Genomic DNA, 21,145 nt, shown 5'->3' with positions numbered 1-21,145 from the left:
TTTATTTAAAATTCATATCCCACATCTACAAGATACAGCCCGTGTCCCGGTGCTGAAGTTCCCGCGGCGTTACGGTTTTTGTCTTCAATCACTTTACGGAGATCTTCAGGTTTCAGTTTTCCGGTTCCTATTTCTACCATCGTTCCGACAATTGCGCGAACCATATTTCTTAAAAAGCGATTCGCAGAAACTGTAAATTTAAGTTCCGTTCCGTTCTGTTCCCATTCTGCTTTGTAGATTTTACAGATATTGGTTTTGTTGTCGGTTTTTAATTTGGCAAAACTGGTGAAATCTTCATATTCAAAAAGAATTTTACAGGCTTCATTCATGGCATTAATATCCAGTGATCTTTTCCAGTGTTGCCATGCAGATTCCTGAGTGAAGGGATTTTTTTCCAATGAGATAAAATATTCGTAGGTTCTGTACGTGGCATCAAAACGGGCATGAAAATCATCTTTTACCGGAAAAATCCTTTTAATGGAAATATCAGGAGGAAGAAAACTGTTCAGCCTTCTTGTAAGCTGATCATCCAACTCTTTTTCCGTATCAAAATGGGCAAATATTTTTTTGGCATGAACTCCTGTATCGGTTCTTCCTGCTCCTGTTGTTTTAATCTCTTCGCGCAAAATGGTAGAAAGCGCTTTTTCCAGTTCTTCCTGTACAGAAATAGCATCCGGCTGTATCTGATAGCCGAAATAATTCTTTCCGTTGTAAGAAAATTCAATAAAGTATCTCAATGTATTGTAATAACTCCACAAAAATACTTTAATTTAACGAAATATTTGTTGAAAAGTCTTCGAGAATATTACATCAATGCTTATGAAAATTCCTATTTTTGCAATCGTATGAAAAGATGGTACCTTTATCCTTTTTCCCTTGGTTATCATTTGGTAACGGGTATCCGGAACACAATGTATGATCTGGGAATTTTTAAGTCGACAAAATTCAAAACACCGATAATCAATGTCGGGAATCTTTCTGTGGGCGGAAGCGGAAAGTCACCTATGGTGATGTATCTTGCTCAGTTCCTGTCCAAACATTACAGAACCGGAGTGCTTTCACGGGGTTATGGAAGGCTTACCAAAGGTTATGAAGTAACAAATTACGAAAGCAACTACAAAATGGTGGGTGACGAAGCGATGCAGCTTTTTGAACGTTTTAAAAACCGTTTCGTAATTGCCGTTTCTGAAGAACGTGTTCCCGGAGCCAAAAAAGTAATTGACGATATGGATCTTGAAGTTCTTGTACTGGATGATGCCATGCAGCACAGAGCCATCAAAGCCGGATTCAATATTCTGATGACCGATTTCAGTGATCCTTTTTTCAAGGATTATCTTCTTCCTGCCGGAGATCTTAGAGAATCAAGAGCCGGATATAAAAGGGCCGACATCATCATGGTCAGCAAATGCCCTGATGAACTGACGGAGGAAACAAAAAGGTATTATATATCAAGAATACGACCTTCTTACGGGCAGAAAGTATTCTTTTCATCCATCGGTTATGACGAAAATGTCTACGGAAAAGATAAAATGCTTCCGGATAATAACCTGAATTATTATGATATTTTACTGATCACCGGAATTGCCAATCCTAAACCGCTTCTGGAACATCTGGCAAAATTCTCAAAAAGGGTGAAACATTTAAAGTTCAGAGATCATCATAATTTCACGGATGATGATATTAAAAAAATCCTTGCCGAGTATAAAAAATTAGGAGAATATAAACTGATATTAACCACAGAGAAAGACTATGTGCGTCTGAAAACTTTTGACTATCTTAGAGAAATTGTTTACTACTGGCCTATCAATGTATTGATTGATAAGAAAGAAGAATTCAATCAAATCATCTTAGATTATGTTAGAAAAAATTAAAGAAACTGCAGATTTTATTAAAAATATTATTCAGGAAACCCCTGATTTTGCAGTGGTGTTAGGATCCGGACTGGGAAAATTACAAAATGAAATAGAACTGATCCATGTTTTAGAGTACAAAGACATTCCTCATTTTCCACAGACTACAGTGGCCGGACATACCGGAAAACTGATTTACGGAATTCTGGAAGGAAAAAAAGTACTGATGATGAGCGGACGTTTCCATTATTATGAAGGACATTCTATGGAAACGGTGACATTCCCCATAAGAGTTTTTCATTTGCTGGGAATTCAAAACCTTATTCTTTCCAATGCCTGTGGTGGTGTAAACCCAGCTTACAATGTTGCAGACATCGTTATTCTGAAAGATCATATCAACATGATGCCTGAGCATCCTTTACGTGGAAAAAATATCGATGAGCTCGGGCCACGTTTTGTGGATATGAGCGAGCCTTACAACAAAAAAATGATTGCCACAGCGGAAAAGGCTGCTGCCAACCACCAGATTAAAATTCATCAGGGAGTTTATGTGGCACTACAAGGACCAACTTTTGAAACCCCGGCCGAATATGGCATGATTAAAGCTATTGGTGGGGATATGGTAGGAATGAGCACCGTTCCCGAAGTTATAGTTGCCAGACATATGGGAATGGATGTTTTCTGTATTTCCGTGATCACGGACCTTGGCGGACCGGATGTCGCTTTTGCCGTTTCCCACGAAGAAGTTCTGAATGCTGCCAATAAAGCAATGCCCAATGTAATTGCCGTTGTCAAAGGCCTGATTAAAAACTATCAGTAAAAATAACCTAATACTGCAACTGAAGACGTAATATTCCCATCCTCTGGAGGGGTAGCAAAAACTCAAAGAATTTTTGACGGGGGTGGTTTTCACACTCTCACTCTCCTATTCCATAGAATCCATCAATATTATAAATTTTTCCTAATTCACCGGAAATCAGTTTCAGATTCCAATTCATTGTTTAGATTTGTACCCATGAAATTGTACGAAATGAAAAAGCTGATATTAATTTTTATGATGGGTATTTTTGGGATAAGTTATTCACAAAAAGCACCTGCTGTCCTTAAAACAGGATTTTCAAAAGAAGCTTTACAGCAGAAGCTGGAAGATGAAAATGGAAAAACCGTTACCATCCAGCAGATTCTGAATCAGCATAAAGGAAAAGTTTTAGTGATTGATTTCTGGGCCGGATGGTGCAGAGACTGTTTAAATGCTCTTCCAAAAGCTAAAGAATTAGAAGAAAATAACAAGAATATTGATTTTGTATTTCTATCATTAGACCGTTCAAAAGAAGGGTTTGAAAAAAGTCTGGAAAGATTTGATATGAAAGACAAAGAAAACTATTGGTTTTCTACAGGCTGGAAGAACGATTTCAATAATTATGTAGATCTAAACTGGATCCCGAGATATATGGTGATTGATCAGAAATCTTCCATTGCAAAATATTATGCAATATCTCCTGAAGACCCTGAACTTCAACAAACCATAGACAAGCTTTTAAAATAATTATTATTTATCTAATCCGAAAAAACATAAAAAAACTCATTGAAAACCAAAAACTTTCAGTGGGTTTCAAATTTTATACCCATAGCACCATGATTACAAGAGAAGCCACAGAGCAGGATTTAGCAATCCTTTTAGAATTTGAACAGGGAGTTGTTACTGCCGAAAGACCGTTCAACAGTACATTGATTGAAGGAGAGATTCATTATTATGATTTAAAACATTTAATACAATCTCCGCAAGCAACCGTAATTGTTGCTGAAGAGAATCATGAAATCATTGCATCAGGATATGCTCTGATTAAGAAAGCGGCAAAAGATTATTATCAGTTTAAAGAATATGCCTATCTCGGTTTTATGTATGTAAAGCCCGAACACAGGGGAAAAGGAATCAATAAAGTCATTACTGATGAACTCATTTCCTGGTCAAAATCAAGGGGAATCAATGAGGTAAGACTGGACGTATATGCTCAGAATGAATCTGCCATAAAAGCGTATGAAAAGGCAGGTTTTGAACCTCATCTTCTTACCATGAGACTGAAGGCTTAAAGGCAGGAAGCTGGAAGTAGTTTATGCACTAAGAATAGCCTGTGATTTTTTAATTAATTTTCAATAAACAGGTCATCAATTTCTATATCGTCCTCATTAACTTCCAGCCTCCCGCTTCACACTTCCATCATATAAAAAACTTCCCTTCTAAAAAAAATTACCGTCAATAAAGGAATCCATATCTTTGTATATGGATTTTTCTTTGCCTCTTCGTAAAATTATTCATGTGGATATGGATGCATTCTATGCTTCTGTAGAGCAGCATGATAATCCTACCTTAAAAGGCAAGCCAATAGCAGTAGGAGGACAGCATCGTGGCGTTGTCGCTGCCGCGAGCTATGAAGCCAGAAAATATGGTGTCCGTTCTGCCATGCCCAGTAAAACAGCCAAAGAAAAATGCCCTCAGCTTATTTTTGTTCCTCCCCGCTTTGCCCGATATAAAGAAATCTCGAAAAAGATCCGGGAAATTTTTTACGAGTATACCGATCTGGTAGAGCCACTTTCTCTGGATGAAGCCTATCTGGATGTCACCGAAAATAAAAAAGGAATGGAATCTGCCAACCTCATCGCCAAAGAAATCCGCCAGAAAATTTTTGAACAGACAGGATTAACAGCTTCTGCAGGAATTTCAGTGAATAAGTTTCTGGCTAAAGTTGCTTCTGACATCAATAAACCTAATGGCCAGAAAACCATTCATCCTGATAAAATGGAACAATTCCTGGAAGAATTGCCCGTAGAAAAATTTTATGGGGTTGGAAAGGTTACGGCTAACAAAATGTTTAGTTTAGGAATTTATAAAGGAAAAGATTTAAAAAAGAGATCACTTGAAGATCTGATAAGGCTTTTTGGAAAATCCGGCCAGCATTATTATAATGTGGTTCGCGGAATCCATACATCCGAAGTGAAACCTCACCGGATTCAGAAAAGTGTAGCCGTAGAAAGAACTTTTTTTGAGGATCTTCTTGATGAACAGCAGATCAATGAAAAGCTGGAGAGCCTGGCTGAAGAAATTCATCAGAGACTACAGAAAAATAATATTCTCGGAAGAACTTTAACATTAAAAATAAAATATAAAGATTTTTCTCTTTTTACAAGAAGCATTACGAAAGAAGATTATTTCTCCTCACCGGAACAATACTACAACACCGGAAGAAAACTCTGGGAGCTTCGCCCTTTTGATAAAGCTGTCCGGCTGCTCGGATTGTCTCTTTCCCACCTGAATACGGAAGAAAAGAAACAGGTTTCCGTTCAACTAAAAATCCCGTTTGAGGAATTTGAAAATGAATAGGTCATATTTTTTTGCTATCTTGTATCAATCAAATCAGCAAATTTATGAACCCAACCATGATTCAGTTTTTTCACTGGTATTCTGAAGGAGACGGAAAGTTGTGGAAAGAAGCCGAAAAACAGGCAAAATATCTGGCAAAACTTGGAATTACTTCTGTATGGTTTCCTCCAGCCTATAAAGGAACAAATGGCGGTTACTCGATTGGTTATGATGCCTATGATCTGTATGATCTCGGAGAATTTGACCAGAAGGGAACTATTCCTACCAAATACGGCACTAAAAACGATTATATAAAAGCTATCAAAGCCTTAAAGAAACAAAATATACAAGTCATTGTAGATATTGTTCTGGGACATAAAGCCGGAGGTGATGAGCTTGAAAAATTTAAAGTCGTAAAAGTAGATGAGGAAAACAGGGAAAAAGTGATTTCCGATGTCATCGAAATAGAATCTTATACGAAATTTACGTTTCCCGGAAGAGGAAAAAAGTATTCTGATTTTGAATGGAACTTCACCTGCTTCAGCGGTGTGGATTATGCCGAGGGTATGGACTCTCATATCTTTAAAATCCAATCCGAATATGGAAATGACTGGGAGGAAATGATTGATGATGAAAAAGGAAATTATGATTACCTGATGTATAATGACATTGAGCACCGGAATCCTTTTGTACGGGAAGAACTCAACCATTGGGCAAAATGGTATTTCGACCAGACAGGTTTTGACGGCGTGAGACTGGATGCTTTAAAGCACATTTCATTTGATTTCTACAAAGAATGGCTCACTCTGCTTCGTTCCAATTCCGGGAAAAATATTTTTGCCGTAGGCGAATACTGGGCTCCGGGATATTTACATTTACTTCAAAAGTATATTGAAGTGACAGAAGGCTGTATGAGCCTTTTTGACAGTTCATTACAGAATAACTTTCATACAGCATCACGGGAAGGCGCTTCGTATGACCTAAGAAGAATTTTTGATGAAACCCTTACCCAGGCAGATCCCCTACATTCAGTAAGTTTGGTAGCCAATCATGATACGCAGCCTTTACAGGATCTTGAAGCTCCTGTAGAGCCATGGTTCAAGCCACTTGCCTATGCTCTTATTTTATTGAGAAAAGACGGTTATCCATGTGTTTTCTATCCGGATCTTTATGGTGCTCATTATACGGATAAAGACAGAGAGGGCAACGATCAGGAAATATTCATGCCTAAAATTGATGGAATTGAAGAATTATTAAAAGCCAGAAAAGAACACGCCTATGGTGATCAGCATGATTATTTTGAGGATGCCAACTGTCTTGGATGGGTTCGTACAGGAGATGACAAACATAGCGGATGTGCAGTCGTTTTAAGTAATAAAGATGCCTACAATAAGCCTATGGAAGTAGGAAAACTTTATGCCGGAAAAAAGTTTAAAGACCTGCTGAAAAGATTCGAAGAAAAAGTAATTATTGATGAAAACGGCTGGGGAGATTTTCCTGCTCCGGCAGGAAATGTAAGTGTCTGGATTCCTGAATAAGATTAATTTATCAGAAACCCCTGTCAAGGTTTCAAACCTTGACAGGGGTCTTTAAGATTTAGCAGTAAATATATCTGCAATTCCAAACATCTATAGCCCATTCACAGCAATACCCTTCTTCGTTGGAAGTACAGCATACTCTGTCCCTGTTGATATCTCCGGCTTTTAAACTCTTTAATTCCAGACGGTTCAGTTTTCTTACTTTGAAGTTTCTGTTTGTTTTCATAATTATTATTTTTATGGTTTAGATAATAAATATACATTAAAAATTACAATTATGAATAAACATTTAATACTAACTACCTGATTTAGTATATACAATTTTCATTATTAAAGATAAATATTGAGAATATGATGAACCACCCCGTCAAAAATTCTTTGAATTTTCGCCACCCCTTCGAGGGAGGGGAATGTTTACGTCTTCAGTTGGGGTATTTGTTAAGATTAGATGAGTTTGATCTCTAGTTACATCTTTTGAAGCTCCAGGATTTCCGGTCTTTCTGAGGTATCAGCAATTTTTCCGGTTCTGGCAAATTCAGCCCAGAGCGCTCTCAGTTTTTTACCATTCTCATGAATACGACTCCATGGAATATCTTTCAGCAATTCGGAAGATTTCCAGGCTGATTCATTTCCGAAAATTAAAGGAAGATCAATACAATGCGGTGCTCCGATATGATTGTCTTTCAGTTTTGAATGAATTCTGAATAGATAGACATTTCCACCGGCATCCGCCAGATTCCGGGCAAACTGTCTTGCCGGATTTCCATAGATCAATGCTGTAGTTTTTTCAACCGTTTTATCCATGATTTTTAAACCTAATCCTTTTCCGAAATATTTATTTAAAGCTTCTGAGGTTTTAAGATAGAATGCCGTTTCATCATTATTTAAACCAATCAGGACATCAAATTTCTGAGCATTTTTTTTCCACATTTCCACAGAATCTTCTTCTTTACACAAAGGAAAATGTCCGTATTGAGTTCCGAAAGGCATCGCAGCTTTCAACCCATATTTTATTACGGAAGGCACACATGCTTTGTACTCATCCATCATTTTTAAAACATCGGTTTCCTCTTTCAGCACTTCTGTTTTTTTCAGAAATTCTGCAGACATTTTTTGTCTTTTATGACGTAATCCCAAGGGAGCACTTTGAATAATCACACGCTGGAATAAGCCTTCCACACCTTCCGAAATCATTAAATGAGCAATAGCATCGCCTCCTGAAGACTGCCCGAGAAGGGTAATATTATTTTGATCGCCCCCCAGATCTGCTATATTGTTTCTGATCCACCTTAATGCTTCGATGATATCCAGCAATCCAAGATTGGCAGGTCTTTTCTCATCTCCCCCTAAAAAACCAAATAATCCCAGACGATATGAAACACTCACAACGATAATATGCTGTTCTTTTACCCATTCGGCAGGATCGGCTGTAGCCAGATCTCCACAGCCTATTTCATGAGAGCCTCCATGGATCCAGACCACCACAGGAAGTTTTTCATTTTCAGATATAATTTGCGGCCGGGTTATGGAAAGATACTGGGTAGATTCATCTGCTTCAAAACTTTCAACAGGTGCCGCTCCGATCATTTTTTCTACAAGCGGACTTAAAGCCTGCGGGCACACCGGAGTTTTTTCCGGAGAAATAATGTTTGAAGATAAAGAGGCTTCTATGGCGACTGGTTTTTTAAATCTTTCAGAATGGGCGTATCGGATACTTTTAAGCCTTATAACTCCTTGTTCTTTTAGAGCTGTAATTCTCCCGAATCTGGTATTAAAAACAGTAGTGTCTTGGTGATTTGGTGTCATCTTAAAACTGTGAAAACTTTTCTCTTTAAATTTAATTATTTAAACACAAATTTCACAAATGAGTACACAAATATTCACTAATAATTATGGTGTCATTGGTGAAAAGATTAGCGTTATTCGTGTTAAAAATAATTTAACCACTAATTCCACAAATGCAGGCACAAATATTCACAAACCATTATTGTGTAATTCGTAAAAAAATTAGTGTTATTCGTGTTAAAAAACTAGTTCAGGGTTTTATATTCGCTGGGTGAAATTCCTACTTTGGTTTTGAACAGCCTTGTAAAATGCTGTGGATATTTAAAGCCCAGATCATAAGAAATTTCGCTTATTGTTTTTCCCTGATCCAGAATCTGTTCTTTAGCTATATCAATCAGTTTATTGTGGATAAACTCCTGAGCTGAGATTCCCAGTTCTTTTTTGATCAGATCTCCGAAATAATTGGCAGAAAGATTTAGCTTTTCCGCAAAATAGTTCACCATAGGAAAACCTATATTCTTCGGATTTTCAGATTTTAAATAATCATCCACCAGATTTTCAAATTTACCTATGACACCCTGATTGATATGATCTCTTGTAATGAATTGCCGGTCGTAAAAACGCATACAGTAGTTCAGAAAGAGTTCAATATTATTAACAATTAAAGATTTACTATGTTTATCAATAGCCTGTTCCAGCTCCAGTTTAATATTTTTAAAGCAATCCAGCACCACTTCTCTTTCTTTTTCTGAAAGATGAAGCGCTTCATGTACATCATAAGAGAAGAAGGAATAGTCTTTCATATTCTTCCCTAAGTTGGTTCCTTTAATTAAATCAGGATGAAAAATAAGGGCAAAACCTGCAGGCTGGATAAATCTGTCATTATTATAAATTCCATACGTCTGTCCGGGAGCAATAAAAACTAAAGTTCCTTCCTGATAATCGTAGCTGTGTTTCCCATACTGCATATCTCCGCACATTACATCTTTCAGAAAAACGGTATAAAACCCGAATTTTCTTTGGTGCTGGCAGATAGGATCAGATTTGGAAAAATCAATAATACTCACCAGCGGATGCAGGGTTTCATGATTGGCCATTTTATTGTATTCCGAAACACTGTTGTAGATTTCAACCTTCTGATTTTCCATGAAGTATATTTTTATTGCTATTCAAAATTACCACTTTCATTTGTAACTGAAATGGTGCCTGTAAAATTGGTAAGTAATTCGGTAATCTGTATAAGTTTTGTTTACAGGAAAGTTTCGACTTTTGTATCGTTATAGAAACTTTTAATACGGACATTCCTCAAAAAGGGAAAAGCTTTTCCGGATTAGTTCTCTTAAGGAACAGCATAGGTTCATATTGAATATCATAATTTATAACCCTAAATAAACTAAATATAAAAATGAGTACAATAACAGTAAAAGCTTATGGTGCAGAGTCTACCACAGCAGATCTGAAAGAAATGAATATTGAAAGAAGAGAAGTCACCTCAAAAGATGTAGAGATTGAAATCCTATACTGCGGGGTATGCCACTCTGACCTTCATACAGCCAGAAATGACTGGGGCGGATCTTTATATCCTGTAGTTCCGGGACATGAAATTGTTGGAAGAATTACCAAAGTAGGAAGTGAGGTTTCCAAATTTAAAGCAGGAGATCTGGCGGCAGTAGGATGCATGGTGGATTCATGCGGACATTGCGACAGTTGTCAGCACGATCTGGAGCAATATTGCCAGAATGGATTTACAGGGACTTATAACGGAAAAGATAAGCACCTTGGAGGTCATACTTTTGGAGGATATTCTCAAAAAGTAGTTGTTGATGAACATTTTGTTTTAAGTGTTCCTGAAAATTTAGATCTGGCAGCAGTAGCACCCCTTCTGTGCGCAGGAATTACCACATGGTCACCGTTAAGACACTGGAACGCTGGTCCGGGTTCAAAAGTAGCCGTTGTAGGATTAGGCGGTTTAGGTCATATGGCTATCAAACTAGCAAAAGGACTGGGAGCAGAAGTTACTTTATTCTCAAGAACTCCGGGAAAAACGGATGATGCGAAACAGCTTGGAGCAGATCACGTAGTAATCTCTACGGATGATTCTCAAATGGATGCTGTAAAAGGTAAATTCGACCTTATCATTGATACGGTACCTTACGAACACGATATCAATCCTTATATGCAGACTCTTTCTCTGAACGGAACTCTGGTTCTCGTAGGATTCGTAGGTGAATTCCAGGAAACGCAGGTAAGTACAAGACCTATGATCTTCCAACGTCGTTCTGTAGCAGGATCTTTAATCGGAGGTATTGCAGAAACCCAGGAACTGTTAGATTTCTGTGGAAAACATAATATTGTATCTGATATTGAACTGATTAAAATGCAGGATATCAACAACGCATATGAAAGAATGCTTAAAAGCGATGTAAAATACCGTTTCGTTATTGATATGCAGTCTTTATAATTCTTCTATAAAATAGTAACAGAAACAGGTTCTTCAGATCGAAGAGCCTGCTTTATTTTTTCAGATTTTGGCTAAAAGCATTCTGATCCTGATTCGTTATATATCTGTTTCCTTCAGTACATTTATTATCATTTCTTTCCATATCCTGAAAAGCCCATGCTGCCATGGCATCAATCACTGGAGCCAGTTCATTCCCTGCTTCACTCAGTTTATAGGTCACATGAGGTGGCACTACAGGTTTTGCTGTTCTGATAATGAGTCCGTCTGTTTCAAGCTGTTTCAAATGCTGGATAAGCATTTTTTCTGTTACGGCAGGAATTGCTTTTTTCAATTCGCTGTATCTTTTTTCTCCTGTGGAAAGATTGAACAGGATAATCGGTTTCCAGAATCCTCCAATTCTTTCCATAACGTACATTACAGGACAATCCTGCACTGTTTTTTTATTCTCCTGAATGGTTGAACTTTCTTTAATCGCTGTCATATCTACATACTTTAGGGTAAGTACTTGTATAAAAGTAAGTACAAATATAACTTTGTTCTCAGAAATAAAAAATATTTACATATGAAAATTATAATCACAGGATCACTAGGAAATGTAGCTAAACCATTAGCACAAAAATTAATTGCCGACGGGCACAATATTACCATAGTAAGCAGCAGCGATGCCAGAAAACAGGATATTGAATCTCTGGGTGCAACTCCGGCCATTGGGTCTATCACAGACGTTGATTTTTTAACACAAACATTTGATGGAGCGGATGCAGTTTTTGTGATGACCCCTCCAGCGATCAGCCCGGATAAAATTGTGGAAAACACGACCAATGCAGGAAAAAATTATGCTGAAGCTTTGAAAAATACGAATGTAAAAAGAGCTGTCATGTTAAGCAGTGTAGGTGCAGAATCTCCGGTAGAAAACGGTCCTATTGCGGGTCTTCACAATATTGAAAAAATATATAATGACGTAGAAGACACTTCTTTTACTTTTTTAAGAGCCGGATATTTTTACAATAATTTTTTCAATGATATTCCTTTAATTCAAAATGCAGGAATCATTGGAGGAAATTATCCTGCAGATATTGAAGTACCTGTAGTACATCCCAATGATATAGCCAACGCTGCCGCTGAAGAATTGGTAAAAGATGAAAAAGCTAACAACATCAGATATATTGTAAGTGATGTAAGAAAAGCTTCTGACTTTGCAAAGGTTCTGGGAACATCTGTTAATAAACCTGAACTTCCATGGGTAGAATTCTCTGATGAAGATTCTTTAAACGGAATGCTTCAGGCGGGATTACCTGAAGATATGGCTAATTTGTATGTTGAAATGGGAAGAGGAATAAGAACCGGTGTTGTACAGAAAGATTTTATTGATCATGGTTCCCCGATTACAGGAAGTGTTAAATTAGAAGATTTTGCAAAGGAGTTTGCTTCTCAATTTTAATTTCTTTTGTCTTGAAACAAAAGTTCAGGACTGGAATTAAAATGCTGGCTATAAGTAAATTCGGCGCACCTTTGGTGCGCCGAATTTATTTTATAATATCTTTAAATCAATACTATTTTTTGTTTTTTAAAGTTCTTTTTAAAACTTTCAGTTTTCCATCAATAGGCTGATCAATTTTTAATCCTAAAACCTCAGCTACCAATGGATAAACATTGATGTTCGCAAATTCGCAGATCACCATATTGCTTTTAAATTCCGGTCCCCAGGCAAAGAAAACCGCTTTCATTTCCGGTACAACTTTAGGGTTATAGCCGTGTTTTCCAACAGATGTTTTCTTACCTTTTTCCAGAAATATTTTTGGGGCTTTAGGAATCAGAAGAATCTGTCCTATTCTGTTGTACTGGTCATCTCTTGTTGCAAAGTGAAGGTATCTGGGAAGTTTTTTATCAAGATATACTTCGTAATCATCCGTTTTATTAGCCTTCAGTTCTTTGTAAACTGCTTTTACCTCATCCGGATTTTTAACATAAATTCTCAACAAAGTCTGGGAATTATAAAAATCAAATCTGTTTTTATCAAAAAGAAGAGCAGGAATTTCCAAAGGTGTACCACTGTCTACTTTAATCATCCCGTGATCGGAAACAAAAACAAAGTTGACATTTTTCAATCCTAATCCATTTACTTTCTGAACAAGATCACCAATAGCCTGATCTATCAGATGAACAGCTGTTTCCGTTTCTTTCGCATCAGGACCAAAATGATGCCCGCTCCCATCTACTTCCGGGAAGTACAATGAAATAAAATGAGGTCTTTTATCTTCAGGCAGTTTCAGCCAGTTTACCACTTTTTCTACCTTTTCGGAAGGTGTGAACTTTTCGTGATATGGATAATAATAAGTGGGTCTCATCCCTCCTGCATCGCTGGCAGATCCTACCCACATTAAAGAGGCCGACACCATTCCCTGTTTTTCAGCAAGCCCCCAAAGCGGAGTTCCTCCATACCAGCTTCCGTCCTCAGCATTTTTCTTATTGCTCATCGCATATCCTTCTTTTCTCTTATAATCATAGAAAAAATTATCAATCAGGCCATGATGGGAAGGATAAAGCCCTGTGATAAGACTCCAGTGGTTGGGGAAAGTAATACTTGGATAGCTTGGAATCATTGCTTCAGCCTTTACACCGCCATTAGCCAGTTTTAAAAGATTTTCAGCATTATATTTCTTAGCATAATCATAACGGAAACCATCCGTTGATATCATAATCACATAAGGTTTCGACTGTGCTTCAGTACTGTTTTGTCTTTCTGGTATTACAACCTGGGCAGTATCAATATTGGCCTGCTGGGCAAAAGCCGTAAAGGAAATGAGCAGCAGTAAAAAATGGATTCCTCGCTTCATTATTTTAAAAATTTTCGGCAAAGTTACATCCTATCCTTCTCCCTGAAAAGTTTAAGAGATTAAAAGTATATTAAAACCTCTTATTTTGTTTGAATCAAAATTAATCGCTGTTAAATAGACCTTTTCATTTCAAATTGTGACAGCCAGTTGTTCAGTCCTATTTTTTCGCTAAGAAACTTATCTGTACTTTCTGAAGAATCATCCACATTGTTTAACGCTATCGCCTGCCCGTTATTTTTTTCTCTGATAGCATTAAAGAGTTTTGTACCAATTCCCTTATTTCTGTAATTCTTATCTACAGCAAACTGATATACTTTTTTCGATGCAGGACCATAAACAATATATCCGACGAGCTTTTCCCTTTCATAAGCACCTAAAGTCACATAATTTTCAGGCATCGGTTCCAATACGAAAACTGATCCCTGCCATGAAGGTTCAATATCCCAGAAAGAACATAACAACTCCCATTGAAATTCTTTCAAATCCTTAATAGAAACCTCAGCATTTTCTTTTCCCTGCTGAATACTTCCGTTGAAGCAAAGTAATCTTCGTACAATCGTAAACCCAAGATTTTCATAAGCTCTGATGGCAGGCTGATTTCCTTCAATCACTTCAAGCAATAAGGTATTGGCATTTCTATCCTTTAAAACAGGAATGATAAAATCATACATTTTTCTCACCAATCCCTTGCCTCTGCTTTCCGGAACTACTCCTGTACCGCCATTGTAAATAATTTTCTCCCCGTTTTCAATTTTTTCAGACTGAAGGATAAAGCCAACCAGTTTCCCCTCTTCAAATGCTCCGGCAGACAAACTCAGATCTAATTTTTCTGCTGCAATTTTTGAAACAAGCACTTCTTTTGTCAAGTGAAAAGGAACAACATAATCAGAAAATGAGTAATTGAATACTGATAAAAGTTCATCTATTGTGATATCAGCTAAGGTTTTGAATTCCATAGGATCGTAAAAATTATAAGGTCAAAAAATTTTCCTTTATTAAGAATCAGGATACATACAAATATAAGAATTTTAAAGCAATCACCCTGAAATTGGGACTTTAAGAAAAAATGATACCCCTGAAAAATCAGAGGTATCTGTTTAAAAAATATTGAGGTGTGTTTTTTCTGAAAAATTATTCTTTGATCAGTTTTTCATAAGATGTACTTCCATCTTTAAGCTGAATTTCAAGATAGTAACTTCCTGATTTCAGATTTTCAATACTGATGCTTTCTCCATCCGGTTTTATTGACAATACTTTTCTGCCTGTTGCTTCGTAGATATCAACGGATTTTATTTTGTCAGAATTTTTGAAATTAACGGTTGATTTTGCCGGATTAGGATATAGATTTACCTTTTTGCTATCAGCTGTAATTTCATTGGTAGATAAAGTGGCAGCTGTCATCGTCAATGTTGCATATCCTCTTCCTGCATCATGATATCCTAAAGAAGTTCCTCCACTTTTACGGGAATAGAAAATATTGATGGTTCCGGCAGCATTGGCAATGGCAAAATCTCCTGTTCCACCTGTAAGTGACCTTGTTGCCACTACAGTTCTTGTAGATCCGGATACAGTGTTCGAAGTTTCTGTCCAGTCCTGAGATGCATCGGCCGAAGGTGCATTAGGAACATTATTGAACGAATAGTCTCTATTGGCAGAAGAGTTATAAATAAATCCGTCTGATCCCGCAGCCATCCCGGTAGTTCCAAAACCTATTCCCATCATAGAGTTGCTGTCACCAGTTACCGTAATCGTTACTCCCGAAGGAGTTGTATCTAATTTCACCGTCATGGAAGTTGCCGGTAAGTTTACCGTTCCTGACGAAAACTGTGCCAATGCGAAATTGGCAAAAAGTACGCTTAGCGCTAGTAGAGTTTTTTTCATATCAATTTTTTAAAAGATTAATAATTTCCTTGTTATTGGTTTGTAATGCATATTCGAAAGGGGTCATTCCCATTGAATCTTTCTTTGTTTTATCTGCTTTATATTTCAGCAGCTGTTCTACCAGATCTTTATTTCCGGATTTTACAGCCCAGAATAAAGGAGTATATCCTGTTTCGTCTGCAATATTGGGATCTGCTTTTTTCTTAAGCAGATGTTCTACAAGGTCTTTGTTGTATTTAATCGCAAGACCTGCCAATGCCGTTCCTTCACGGCTTTTGTAATTGACATCTTTTACATTTTCAATCAGAAAATCGGCAACGTCTGTATTTCCTCTGTAACAGGCCAGAATAAGGGGTGAAAATCCGTGTTCATTGGTCTGATTGATCACATCCGGATTTTGTTTCATCAGTTCCTGTACTTCAGCAACCGTTCCGCTTCTGGCAATATCAAATATTGATTTCACTTTTTCCTGAGCAGATAACAATGAACTCAGGAACAGTCCCAATACTAAGATTATATTTCTCATTGTTTTATCATTACATAGTTATATTCGATGTTGACATTTTCAGCCACTTTCTTGGTTACCATTTTTGGAATGGTCACTTTATAATCTACTGGCCTGGCTACAAATCCACCCTGCATATAGATTTTGCCGTCTTTTGCGTATAATGTGGCAGAAGAAGTAACAGCCTTGTCTACCCCATGGAAGTTTAGCGTTCCCTGAACGGTATATTTCTGAGGACTTGTGGTAAGCTTTGTTTTATCAAAGTTGACAATTTTCCCTTTGAAAGTGGTTTTCGGATATTTTGCAGATTCAGCGTAGCTTTCATTGAAATGCTCTTCCATTAATTTTGTTTTAAAATGAAAGTTTTTAACGGTTGAAACAGATGCCATTTCACCGTTATCTGCATTCAGAATCACAATATTATTATCATCCTGGGCAAAGATATCGTCAAACAGAGGTACTGATGCTTCAAAAGTTACTTTTCCTGTTTTGGAGCTATATTTCTGTGCCGAAGCGTACCCCGCAGAGAGAAGTAATACGCTTAATAATGCTAATTTTTTCATAATCATTTATTTTAATTTTCATTTAATCCGTCAGCTTTCCATTTGATGAAAATATTGATCTGAGCGGCAGATAATGATCCTCCCTGAGGCATTTTCCCGGGATCGCCATTAGGTCTTTGGATACGGTCCAGAATTCCGTCTATATTATTCTTTACCTGATCATAAGTAACGAGAGGTTTAAAACTTCCCGCAGAATGACAGCCTGTACAGCTGTTATCCACAATTGGTTTTACATCTGCTGTATATTTTACAGGTGCTGTGATGGGTGTATTATCAGAAATCTCTTCGTAAGTTCTGCTGTCACAAGCCGTTAGTATGATTGCTGACGACAATATCAATAAGGATGTTAACTTTTTCATATTAAAAAACTCTGTAAAGATTAAACCCAAAGAAAATATGTCCCTTTCCCCATGCTCCTGTGGCATTGGTAAGATATCCGATATCAGAATTAATCTGGGAGTTTGTCAGTAAAAGCTGGAACACATGTCCTCCGGTTTCTATATCTACGCCCAACGATAAAGGGTTTTTATAAAAACTGTGATCGTCAAAATTCACAAAGTATTCTGCATTCACAGAAACTCGTTTTGAAATTTTATAGCGTCCTCCCAAACCTGCCATAAACTGGTTTTTGTTTTCAATGGTAGGTTCATAAAGGTTTTTATGAACAAATGAAGGTGTAAGCTGTACTGAAAGCTTATCACTGAATCTTCTTGAGATCAATGCCTGGGTAAGATAAGAAAGCCTGTCACTGAATGTAAGGTGAGGATATGTGTCCTTATCCAGTTCAGTATTGGCTCCCATTACGTTATACCCCATAATATCCACCGGGAAGTTTTCACTTTGTTTTATCAATCTGTATTTCACTGCTCCTTCAAATGTTTTCATATTAGTTTCTCTGGAAAGGCTTACAGATACTGCGTCTGAAATACCATAGATAACACCTAATTTGGTGGAAGCATGATCAAGACCGAAAAAGTCTTTAAATCCAGCGCTTATATCACCAAATCTATGGGCAACGATAATGTACCATTCTTTTTTGGCTGCAAGTTTTGTAGATTGTCCTGTTACAATCTGAAGGGCTTTGAAAGCAGGTTGTGAGGTTTCTGTATTGGTTTTAACCGTGTCAATATCTTTCAGCAGGTCTTCCTGTGCAAAGACAAGACCTGAACAAAACATTGACAAAAATAAGAGAGTTTTTGTCATATACAATTTGAATTAAATTATGATATGACAAACTTATTGAGTTCTCAATTCAAAAATAGGTGATAAAAGTCACCAGTCAAATTGTTTTTATCAATAATAGAAATAAACTTTTCAAACAATTAAAATTAGACCGTTCTAACATTTTCATTTACAGGAACTTTTATTCCTTCTTTGGTCTGCATAATTTCACCTTCGCTTTCAATTTTTTTTAAAACTCTGCTTACCACTTCTCTTGAAGTCCCCAAACTGTTGGCAATTTCACGATGGGTGATCTTAATAGGATTGTTTCCCTTGGACGAAATCTGTTGTTTGATATAATTGAGAACCCTTTTATCCAGTTTATGGAAAACAGCATCATTCACCATATTCATCACTTCTGAAAATCTTCGGTCATATTCATGGTAAAAGAGCTTATTAATTTCCGGAAACCTTATAAGCCATTCGTGCATGACAGAAACGGGAATAAGAATCGCTTCCGAATCTTCTTCTGCGATGGCATATACCCTGCTGATATAATCTGTCAGAATGGATGAAAAGGTCATGAGACAGCTATCTTTTGGTTTGATATAATAGTAGATCAGTTCTCTTCCGTCATTTAAGGTAAAGACTTTGATAGAGCCTTTTATGAGGAAAGGAACAAATTTATTCTTCTGCCCTTCTCTTATGATCTCTGTTTTTGCTTTTATATCAACAGCAACAGCATGTTTTTCAAGCTCCGATAAAAATTCGGCACCCAAAAAGCCAAATTTACTTACAGCGAACGAGTTATCAATCATATCTTATATTTTCTGCTTTTTCTTAAACAAAGATATAAAATTGATATATGCTTACTACATATTTTCACCTCATTAAAGAAAATTAACAATTAGACAAATCCAATATGAATTTCAGTGATGTTTATAATTCAATAAAAAACCACAGTCATGAACTGTGGCATTTTCATTTTGCTGTAAAAAGATATCTATGAATATAAAAGTATATTTTAAAATCTGTATTTCACATTGAATCCGTAAAAGAAATAGGCTTTTCCAGGTCCCGGATTGAGATCTGTAGGAACTGTGTAGTTACTTCCTTTATCTGAATCGCTGATATTATTTCCTAAGAATAAAAATGTATAATTAATCTGGCTGGTAAGATTATTACCCATCACATACAGGTCCAGATCCAGTTTATTGAATGATTTTTTAAACCCTAATTTTGAATTAAGCAATCCGAAACCTTTTACCAGATTCGAATTGTTAAAATCAGAATAAACATTTCCAAGATAATTATATGTATTCACCAGATAAAATCCCGGTTTGGTAAAGATATCCAATCCTACAGCGTACTTATTTCTTGGTACTCCTACTACTGTCTTATAGTCGTACACCATTAGTTTCCCTACTATTTTCCCTGTAACAGGGTCTTGATATTTGGGATCATAGATTGAAAAATCTTTATATTTTGTATCGTAATAAGAAAGATTTACAAAAGGAACAATTCTCTCAATAAATGAGTTCTCTGTTCTGTACTGATATCCTATACTCAACTCAAGGCCTGTATTTTTCTGACTTCCGGTATTAGCCCAGTACGTTTGCCCACTTGTATTACCTGGTAAAAGGAGCTGTGCAAGTTTATCGGAATAGTCGATTCTGAATGCTGAAATGCGGTAATCCAGTTTTGTATTCAGTAAAAGGCCATGTACACTGAAGTCAAACATTTTTGCACGCTCAGGCTTTAAATCATCATTTACAGTGTTGGTAGCAGTTATGAACGAAGAAGCTGCGGTAGGAGTATTATATCCTTCACTATAGCTTAGATTAAAGATCTGGTGTTTCCATTCTTTCTGTAATGCAAAATGAGGCGTATAAGCCATGTCATACTTTTTATTAAAAGACTGATCTTTGTGTCCGGGAACTAAATCTGGTAAGGCATAAAGATCCTTCCTGTCATAATTGGTTCTGTTGGCACTAAGTCCAGCGAGCAAAGTAAGCCCCCAGGGCTTATATGTCAGATAATCGATCACAAAATAGGTGGATTGATTATTATTATATTTAAAATAAGATGCTCCGGACATTCCTGTTGTCTGCAGTGGATTTGTTTCTGAGCCTGTAAAACGATAACTTGAAGTAGTGGAAACAGAATTTTGTATTTCTACGCCAAAGTCCAGCTTATTTTCAAAATCTTTAAACCCGTTCTTTAATGTAAAAGTGGAACGCAGCCCTACATTCGGGGAACTCGTCACTCCGTATGCTCCGGCAGAAACACTTTCTGTATTTGCGTTATAATAAAACAGAGTGGTATAGTTTTTTAAATTTGAAGTAAGGCTTACAGTATTACTCAATCCTACTCTTGTTGATTTTATTTTTGTTCCGGCATTTTTTCTGATATAAGCAACATTTCCGTTATCGATTCCGGCATAGTAATCATCGTATGAGATCTGTCCTGAAGTGTGTTCGTACGAATAAGCCTGACTTGCAAGGAAACTTAACTGATCTTTTTTGCTTAATTTCACTGTACCATTGACATTGAAAAAGTTTTTTAATCCACCTCCATTGGGTCTGTAACCGTCAGTTTCAAGATGTCCATATGCAGCATTTACGGAGTAGTTTTCATCTGCAGCATTCAGCTGTGTTCTGGACTGAAAGGTTTTAAAAGCGCCCAACATTACATCTTCCGAAACTGAAATTCCTTTTGTAAAATCCGGTCTTGTATAAAAACGAACCGCTCCGCCTGTTCCACCTCCATACATGGTGGCTGCCGGACCTTTAATAACTTCTACATTATTCACAAAAGCAAAATCCATATCATCCAGAACAGTGATTCCTTCTGCTGTAGTTAACGGTATATTATTCCAGTATGCTTTCACTCCCCAATTGTTGAATTTCTGGTCATTTCCATATCCCCGCACAACAAGTCTCTGCCCACCAAAGTTGGTTCTTTTGTCTACCTGCAGTCCCGCCATGGTGGATAAAGTCTGATCTATTGCTGCCGGATTATTTCTGTTAAGGTCTTCTTCGGAAAGAGTTTCTACTGACTGTCCATGTCTTTTAAATTCCGCACGTTCCTGTTTTATTTTTTTTCTTCCCAGGATATTCACTTCGTCAATTGTCCCCTCCTGATTTTGCTGAGCATGCGCTATAATGCAGCCTAACGCCGCTGCCATGCATATATATTTTTTCATT

General features: G+C 37.0%; 22 protein-coding genes. 8 read left to right on the top strand and 14 right to left on the bottom strand.

Going from position 1 to position 21,145, the window contains the following annotated elements; all coding sequences use genetic code 11:
- Positions 1-5 precede the first annotated feature (5 nt).
- Positions 6-737, bottom strand: a complete 732-nt coding sequence (gene truA / locus ACLI50_RS06375) for a tRNA pseudouridine(38-40) synthase TruA (protein WP_202841426.1) — start codon at positions 735-737, stop codon at positions 6-8.
- 108 nt (positions 738-845) lie between these two features.
- On the opposite strand from truA, the gene lpxK reads away from it, so the two are divergent.
- From lpxK to ACLI50_RS06345, 6 genes are all read left to right on the top strand, one after another.
- Complete coding sequence (gene lpxK / locus ACLI50_RS06370; protein WP_202841428.1) at positions 846-1,871, top strand: tetraacyldisaccharide 4'-kinase; 1,026 nt, start codon at positions 846-848, stop codon at positions 1,869-1,871.
- On the top strand, positions 1,855-2,670 hold the full coding sequence (locus ACLI50_RS06365; RefSeq protein ID WP_202841430.1) for a purine-nucleoside phosphorylase: 816 nt from the start codon (positions 1,855-1,857) through the stop codon (positions 2,668-2,670). Before lpxK ends, ACLI50_RS06365 begins: the two co-directional genes overlap by 17 nt.
- 210 nt (positions 2,671-2,880) lie before the next feature.
- Positions 2,881-3,396, top strand: coding sequence for a TlpA family protein disulfide reductase (locus ACLI50_RS06360; protein ID WP_202841432.1), 516 nt, complete (start codon positions 2,881-2,883; stop codon positions 3,394-3,396).
- 89 nt (positions 3,397-3,485) lie between these two features.
- Positions 3,486-3,941, top strand: coding sequence for a GNAT family N-acetyltransferase (locus tag ACLI50_RS06355; RefSeq protein ID WP_411413394.1), 456 nt, complete (start codon positions 3,486-3,488; stop codon positions 3,939-3,941).
- A gap of 190 nt (positions 3,942-4,131) precedes the next feature.
- Positions 4,132-5,229: a DNA polymerase IV gene (dinB, locus tag ACLI50_RS06350; protein ID WP_343640650.1), complete on the top strand. Its 1,098-nt coding sequence runs from the start codon at positions 4,132-4,134 to the stop codon at positions 5,227-5,229.
- 44 nt (positions 5,230-5,273) lie between these two features.
- A complete protein-coding gene (locus ACLI50_RS06345) occupies positions 5,274-6,746 on the top strand; it encodes an alpha-amylase (RefSeq protein ID WP_343640648.1) in 1,473 nt (490 codons plus the stop codon).
- 58 nt (positions 6,747-6,804) lie between these two features.
- Here the strand turns inward: ACLI50_RS06345 and ACLI50_RS06340 are convergent, their stop codons facing one another.
- The 3 genes from ACLI50_RS06340 to ACLI50_RS06330 form a co-directional block, all read right to left on the bottom strand.
- Positions 6,805-6,972, bottom strand: a complete 168-nt coding sequence (locus ACLI50_RS06340) for a hypothetical protein (RefSeq protein ID WP_202841437.1) — start codon at positions 6,970-6,972, stop codon at positions 6,805-6,807.
- A gap of 239 nt (positions 6,973-7,211) precedes the next feature.
- Positions 7,212-8,552 (bottom strand): carboxylesterase family protein, encoded by a 1,341-nt coding sequence (locus ACLI50_RS06335; protein ID WP_411413393.1) that lies wholly within the window; start codon positions 8,550-8,552, stop codon positions 7,212-7,214.
- A 224-nt stretch (positions 8,553-8,776) separates the two neighbouring features.
- Positions 8,777-9,679: a helix-turn-helix domain-containing protein gene (locus ACLI50_RS06330; RefSeq protein WP_343640644.1), complete on the bottom strand. Its 903-nt coding sequence runs from the start codon at positions 9,677-9,679 to the stop codon at positions 8,777-8,779.
- A gap of 257 nt (positions 9,680-9,936) precedes the next feature.
- Between ACLI50_RS06330 and ACLI50_RS06325 the strand changes: the two genes are divergently transcribed.
- Positions 9,937-10,992, top strand: a complete 1,056-nt coding sequence (locus ACLI50_RS06325; RefSeq protein WP_110008202.1) for an NAD(P)-dependent alcohol dehydrogenase — start codon at positions 9,937-9,939, stop codon at positions 10,990-10,992.
- 52 nt (positions 10,993-11,044) lie between these two features.
- On the opposite strand, the gene ACLI50_RS06320 is transcribed toward ACLI50_RS06325, so the two are convergent.
- Positions 11,045-11,473: a winged helix-turn-helix transcriptional regulator gene (locus tag ACLI50_RS06320; protein WP_411413392.1), complete on the bottom strand. Its 429-nt coding sequence runs from the start codon at positions 11,471-11,473 to the stop codon at positions 11,045-11,047.
- 81 nt (positions 11,474-11,554) lie between these two features.
- Here ACLI50_RS06320 and ACLI50_RS06315 point away from each other — a divergent pair, with 81 nt between their 5' ends.
- On the top strand, positions 11,555-12,433 hold the full coding sequence (locus ACLI50_RS06315; RefSeq protein WP_343640642.1) for an NAD(P)H-binding protein: 879 nt from the start codon (positions 11,555-11,557) through the stop codon (positions 12,431-12,433).
- Between the two features lie 112 nt (positions 12,434-12,545).
- Here ACLI50_RS06315 and ACLI50_RS06310 read toward each other — a convergent pair whose 3' ends face one another.
- The 9 genes from ACLI50_RS06310 to ACLI50_RS06270 all read right to left on the bottom strand — a co-directional run bounded on the left by ACLI50_RS06310 (position 12,546) and on the right by ACLI50_RS06270 (position 21,144).
- Positions 12,546-13,829 carry an alkaline phosphatase family protein gene (locus ACLI50_RS06310; RefSeq protein WP_411413391.1) on the bottom strand — a complete coding sequence of 428 codons (1,284 nt, stop codon included), beginning with the start codon at positions 13,827-13,829 and terminating at the stop codon, positions 12,546-12,548.
- A 110-nt stretch (positions 13,830-13,939) separates the two neighbouring features.
- Positions 13,940-14,785, bottom strand: coding sequence for a GNAT family N-acetyltransferase (locus ACLI50_RS06305; protein WP_411413390.1), 846 nt, complete (start codon positions 14,783-14,785; stop codon positions 13,940-13,942).
- A gap of 175 nt (positions 14,786-14,960) precedes the next feature.
- Positions 14,961-15,710, bottom strand: a complete 750-nt coding sequence (locus ACLI50_RS06300; protein WP_411413389.1) for a DOMON domain-containing protein — start codon at positions 15,708-15,710, stop codon at positions 14,961-14,963.
- 1 nt (position 15,711) lies between these two features.
- The gene (locus tag ACLI50_RS06295; protein ID WP_343640636.1) at positions 15,712-16,236 is read right to left on the bottom strand and encodes an ankyrin repeat domain-containing protein; all 525 of its coding nucleotides are present in this window, start codon (positions 16,234-16,236) and stop codon (positions 15,712-15,714) included.
- Entirely contained in the window at positions 16,233-16,778 is a 546-nt protein-coding gene (locus tag ACLI50_RS06290) for a YceI family protein (protein WP_411413388.1), read from the bottom strand. The genes ACLI50_RS06295 and ACLI50_RS06290 overlap by 4 nt, the downstream gene beginning before the upstream one ends.
- Positions 16,779-16,789: 11 nt before the next feature.
- Entirely contained in the window at positions 16,790-17,137 is a 348-nt protein-coding gene (locus ACLI50_RS06285) for a hypothetical protein (RefSeq protein ID WP_411413387.1), read from the bottom strand.
- 1 nt (position 17,138) lies between these two features.
- Positions 17,139-17,981, bottom strand: a complete 843-nt coding sequence (locus tag ACLI50_RS06280; protein ID WP_411413386.1) for a DUF5777 family beta-barrel protein — start codon at positions 17,979-17,981, stop codon at positions 17,139-17,141.
- Between the two features lie 125 nt (positions 17,982-18,106).
- Complete coding sequence (locus ACLI50_RS06275; protein ID WP_411413385.1) at positions 18,107-18,757, bottom strand: Crp/Fnr family transcriptional regulator; 651 nt, start codon at positions 18,755-18,757, stop codon at positions 18,107-18,109.
- Positions 18,758-18,963: 206 nt separating this feature from the next.
- A complete protein-coding gene (locus ACLI50_RS06270; RefSeq protein WP_411413384.1) occupies positions 18,964-21,144 on the bottom strand; it encodes a TonB-dependent receptor in 2,181 nt (726 codons plus the stop codon).
- Position 21,145: the final 1 nt, after the last annotated feature.

Source organism: Chryseobacterium cupriresistens (assembly GCF_046614675.1).
Lineage (GTDB): Bacteria > Bacteroidota > Bacteroidia > Flavobacteriales > Weeksellaceae > Chryseobacterium > Chryseobacterium cupriresistens.
The sequence above is the reverse complement of the archived record's forward strand: the minus strand, read 5'-3'. Positions and strand labels throughout refer to the sequence as shown.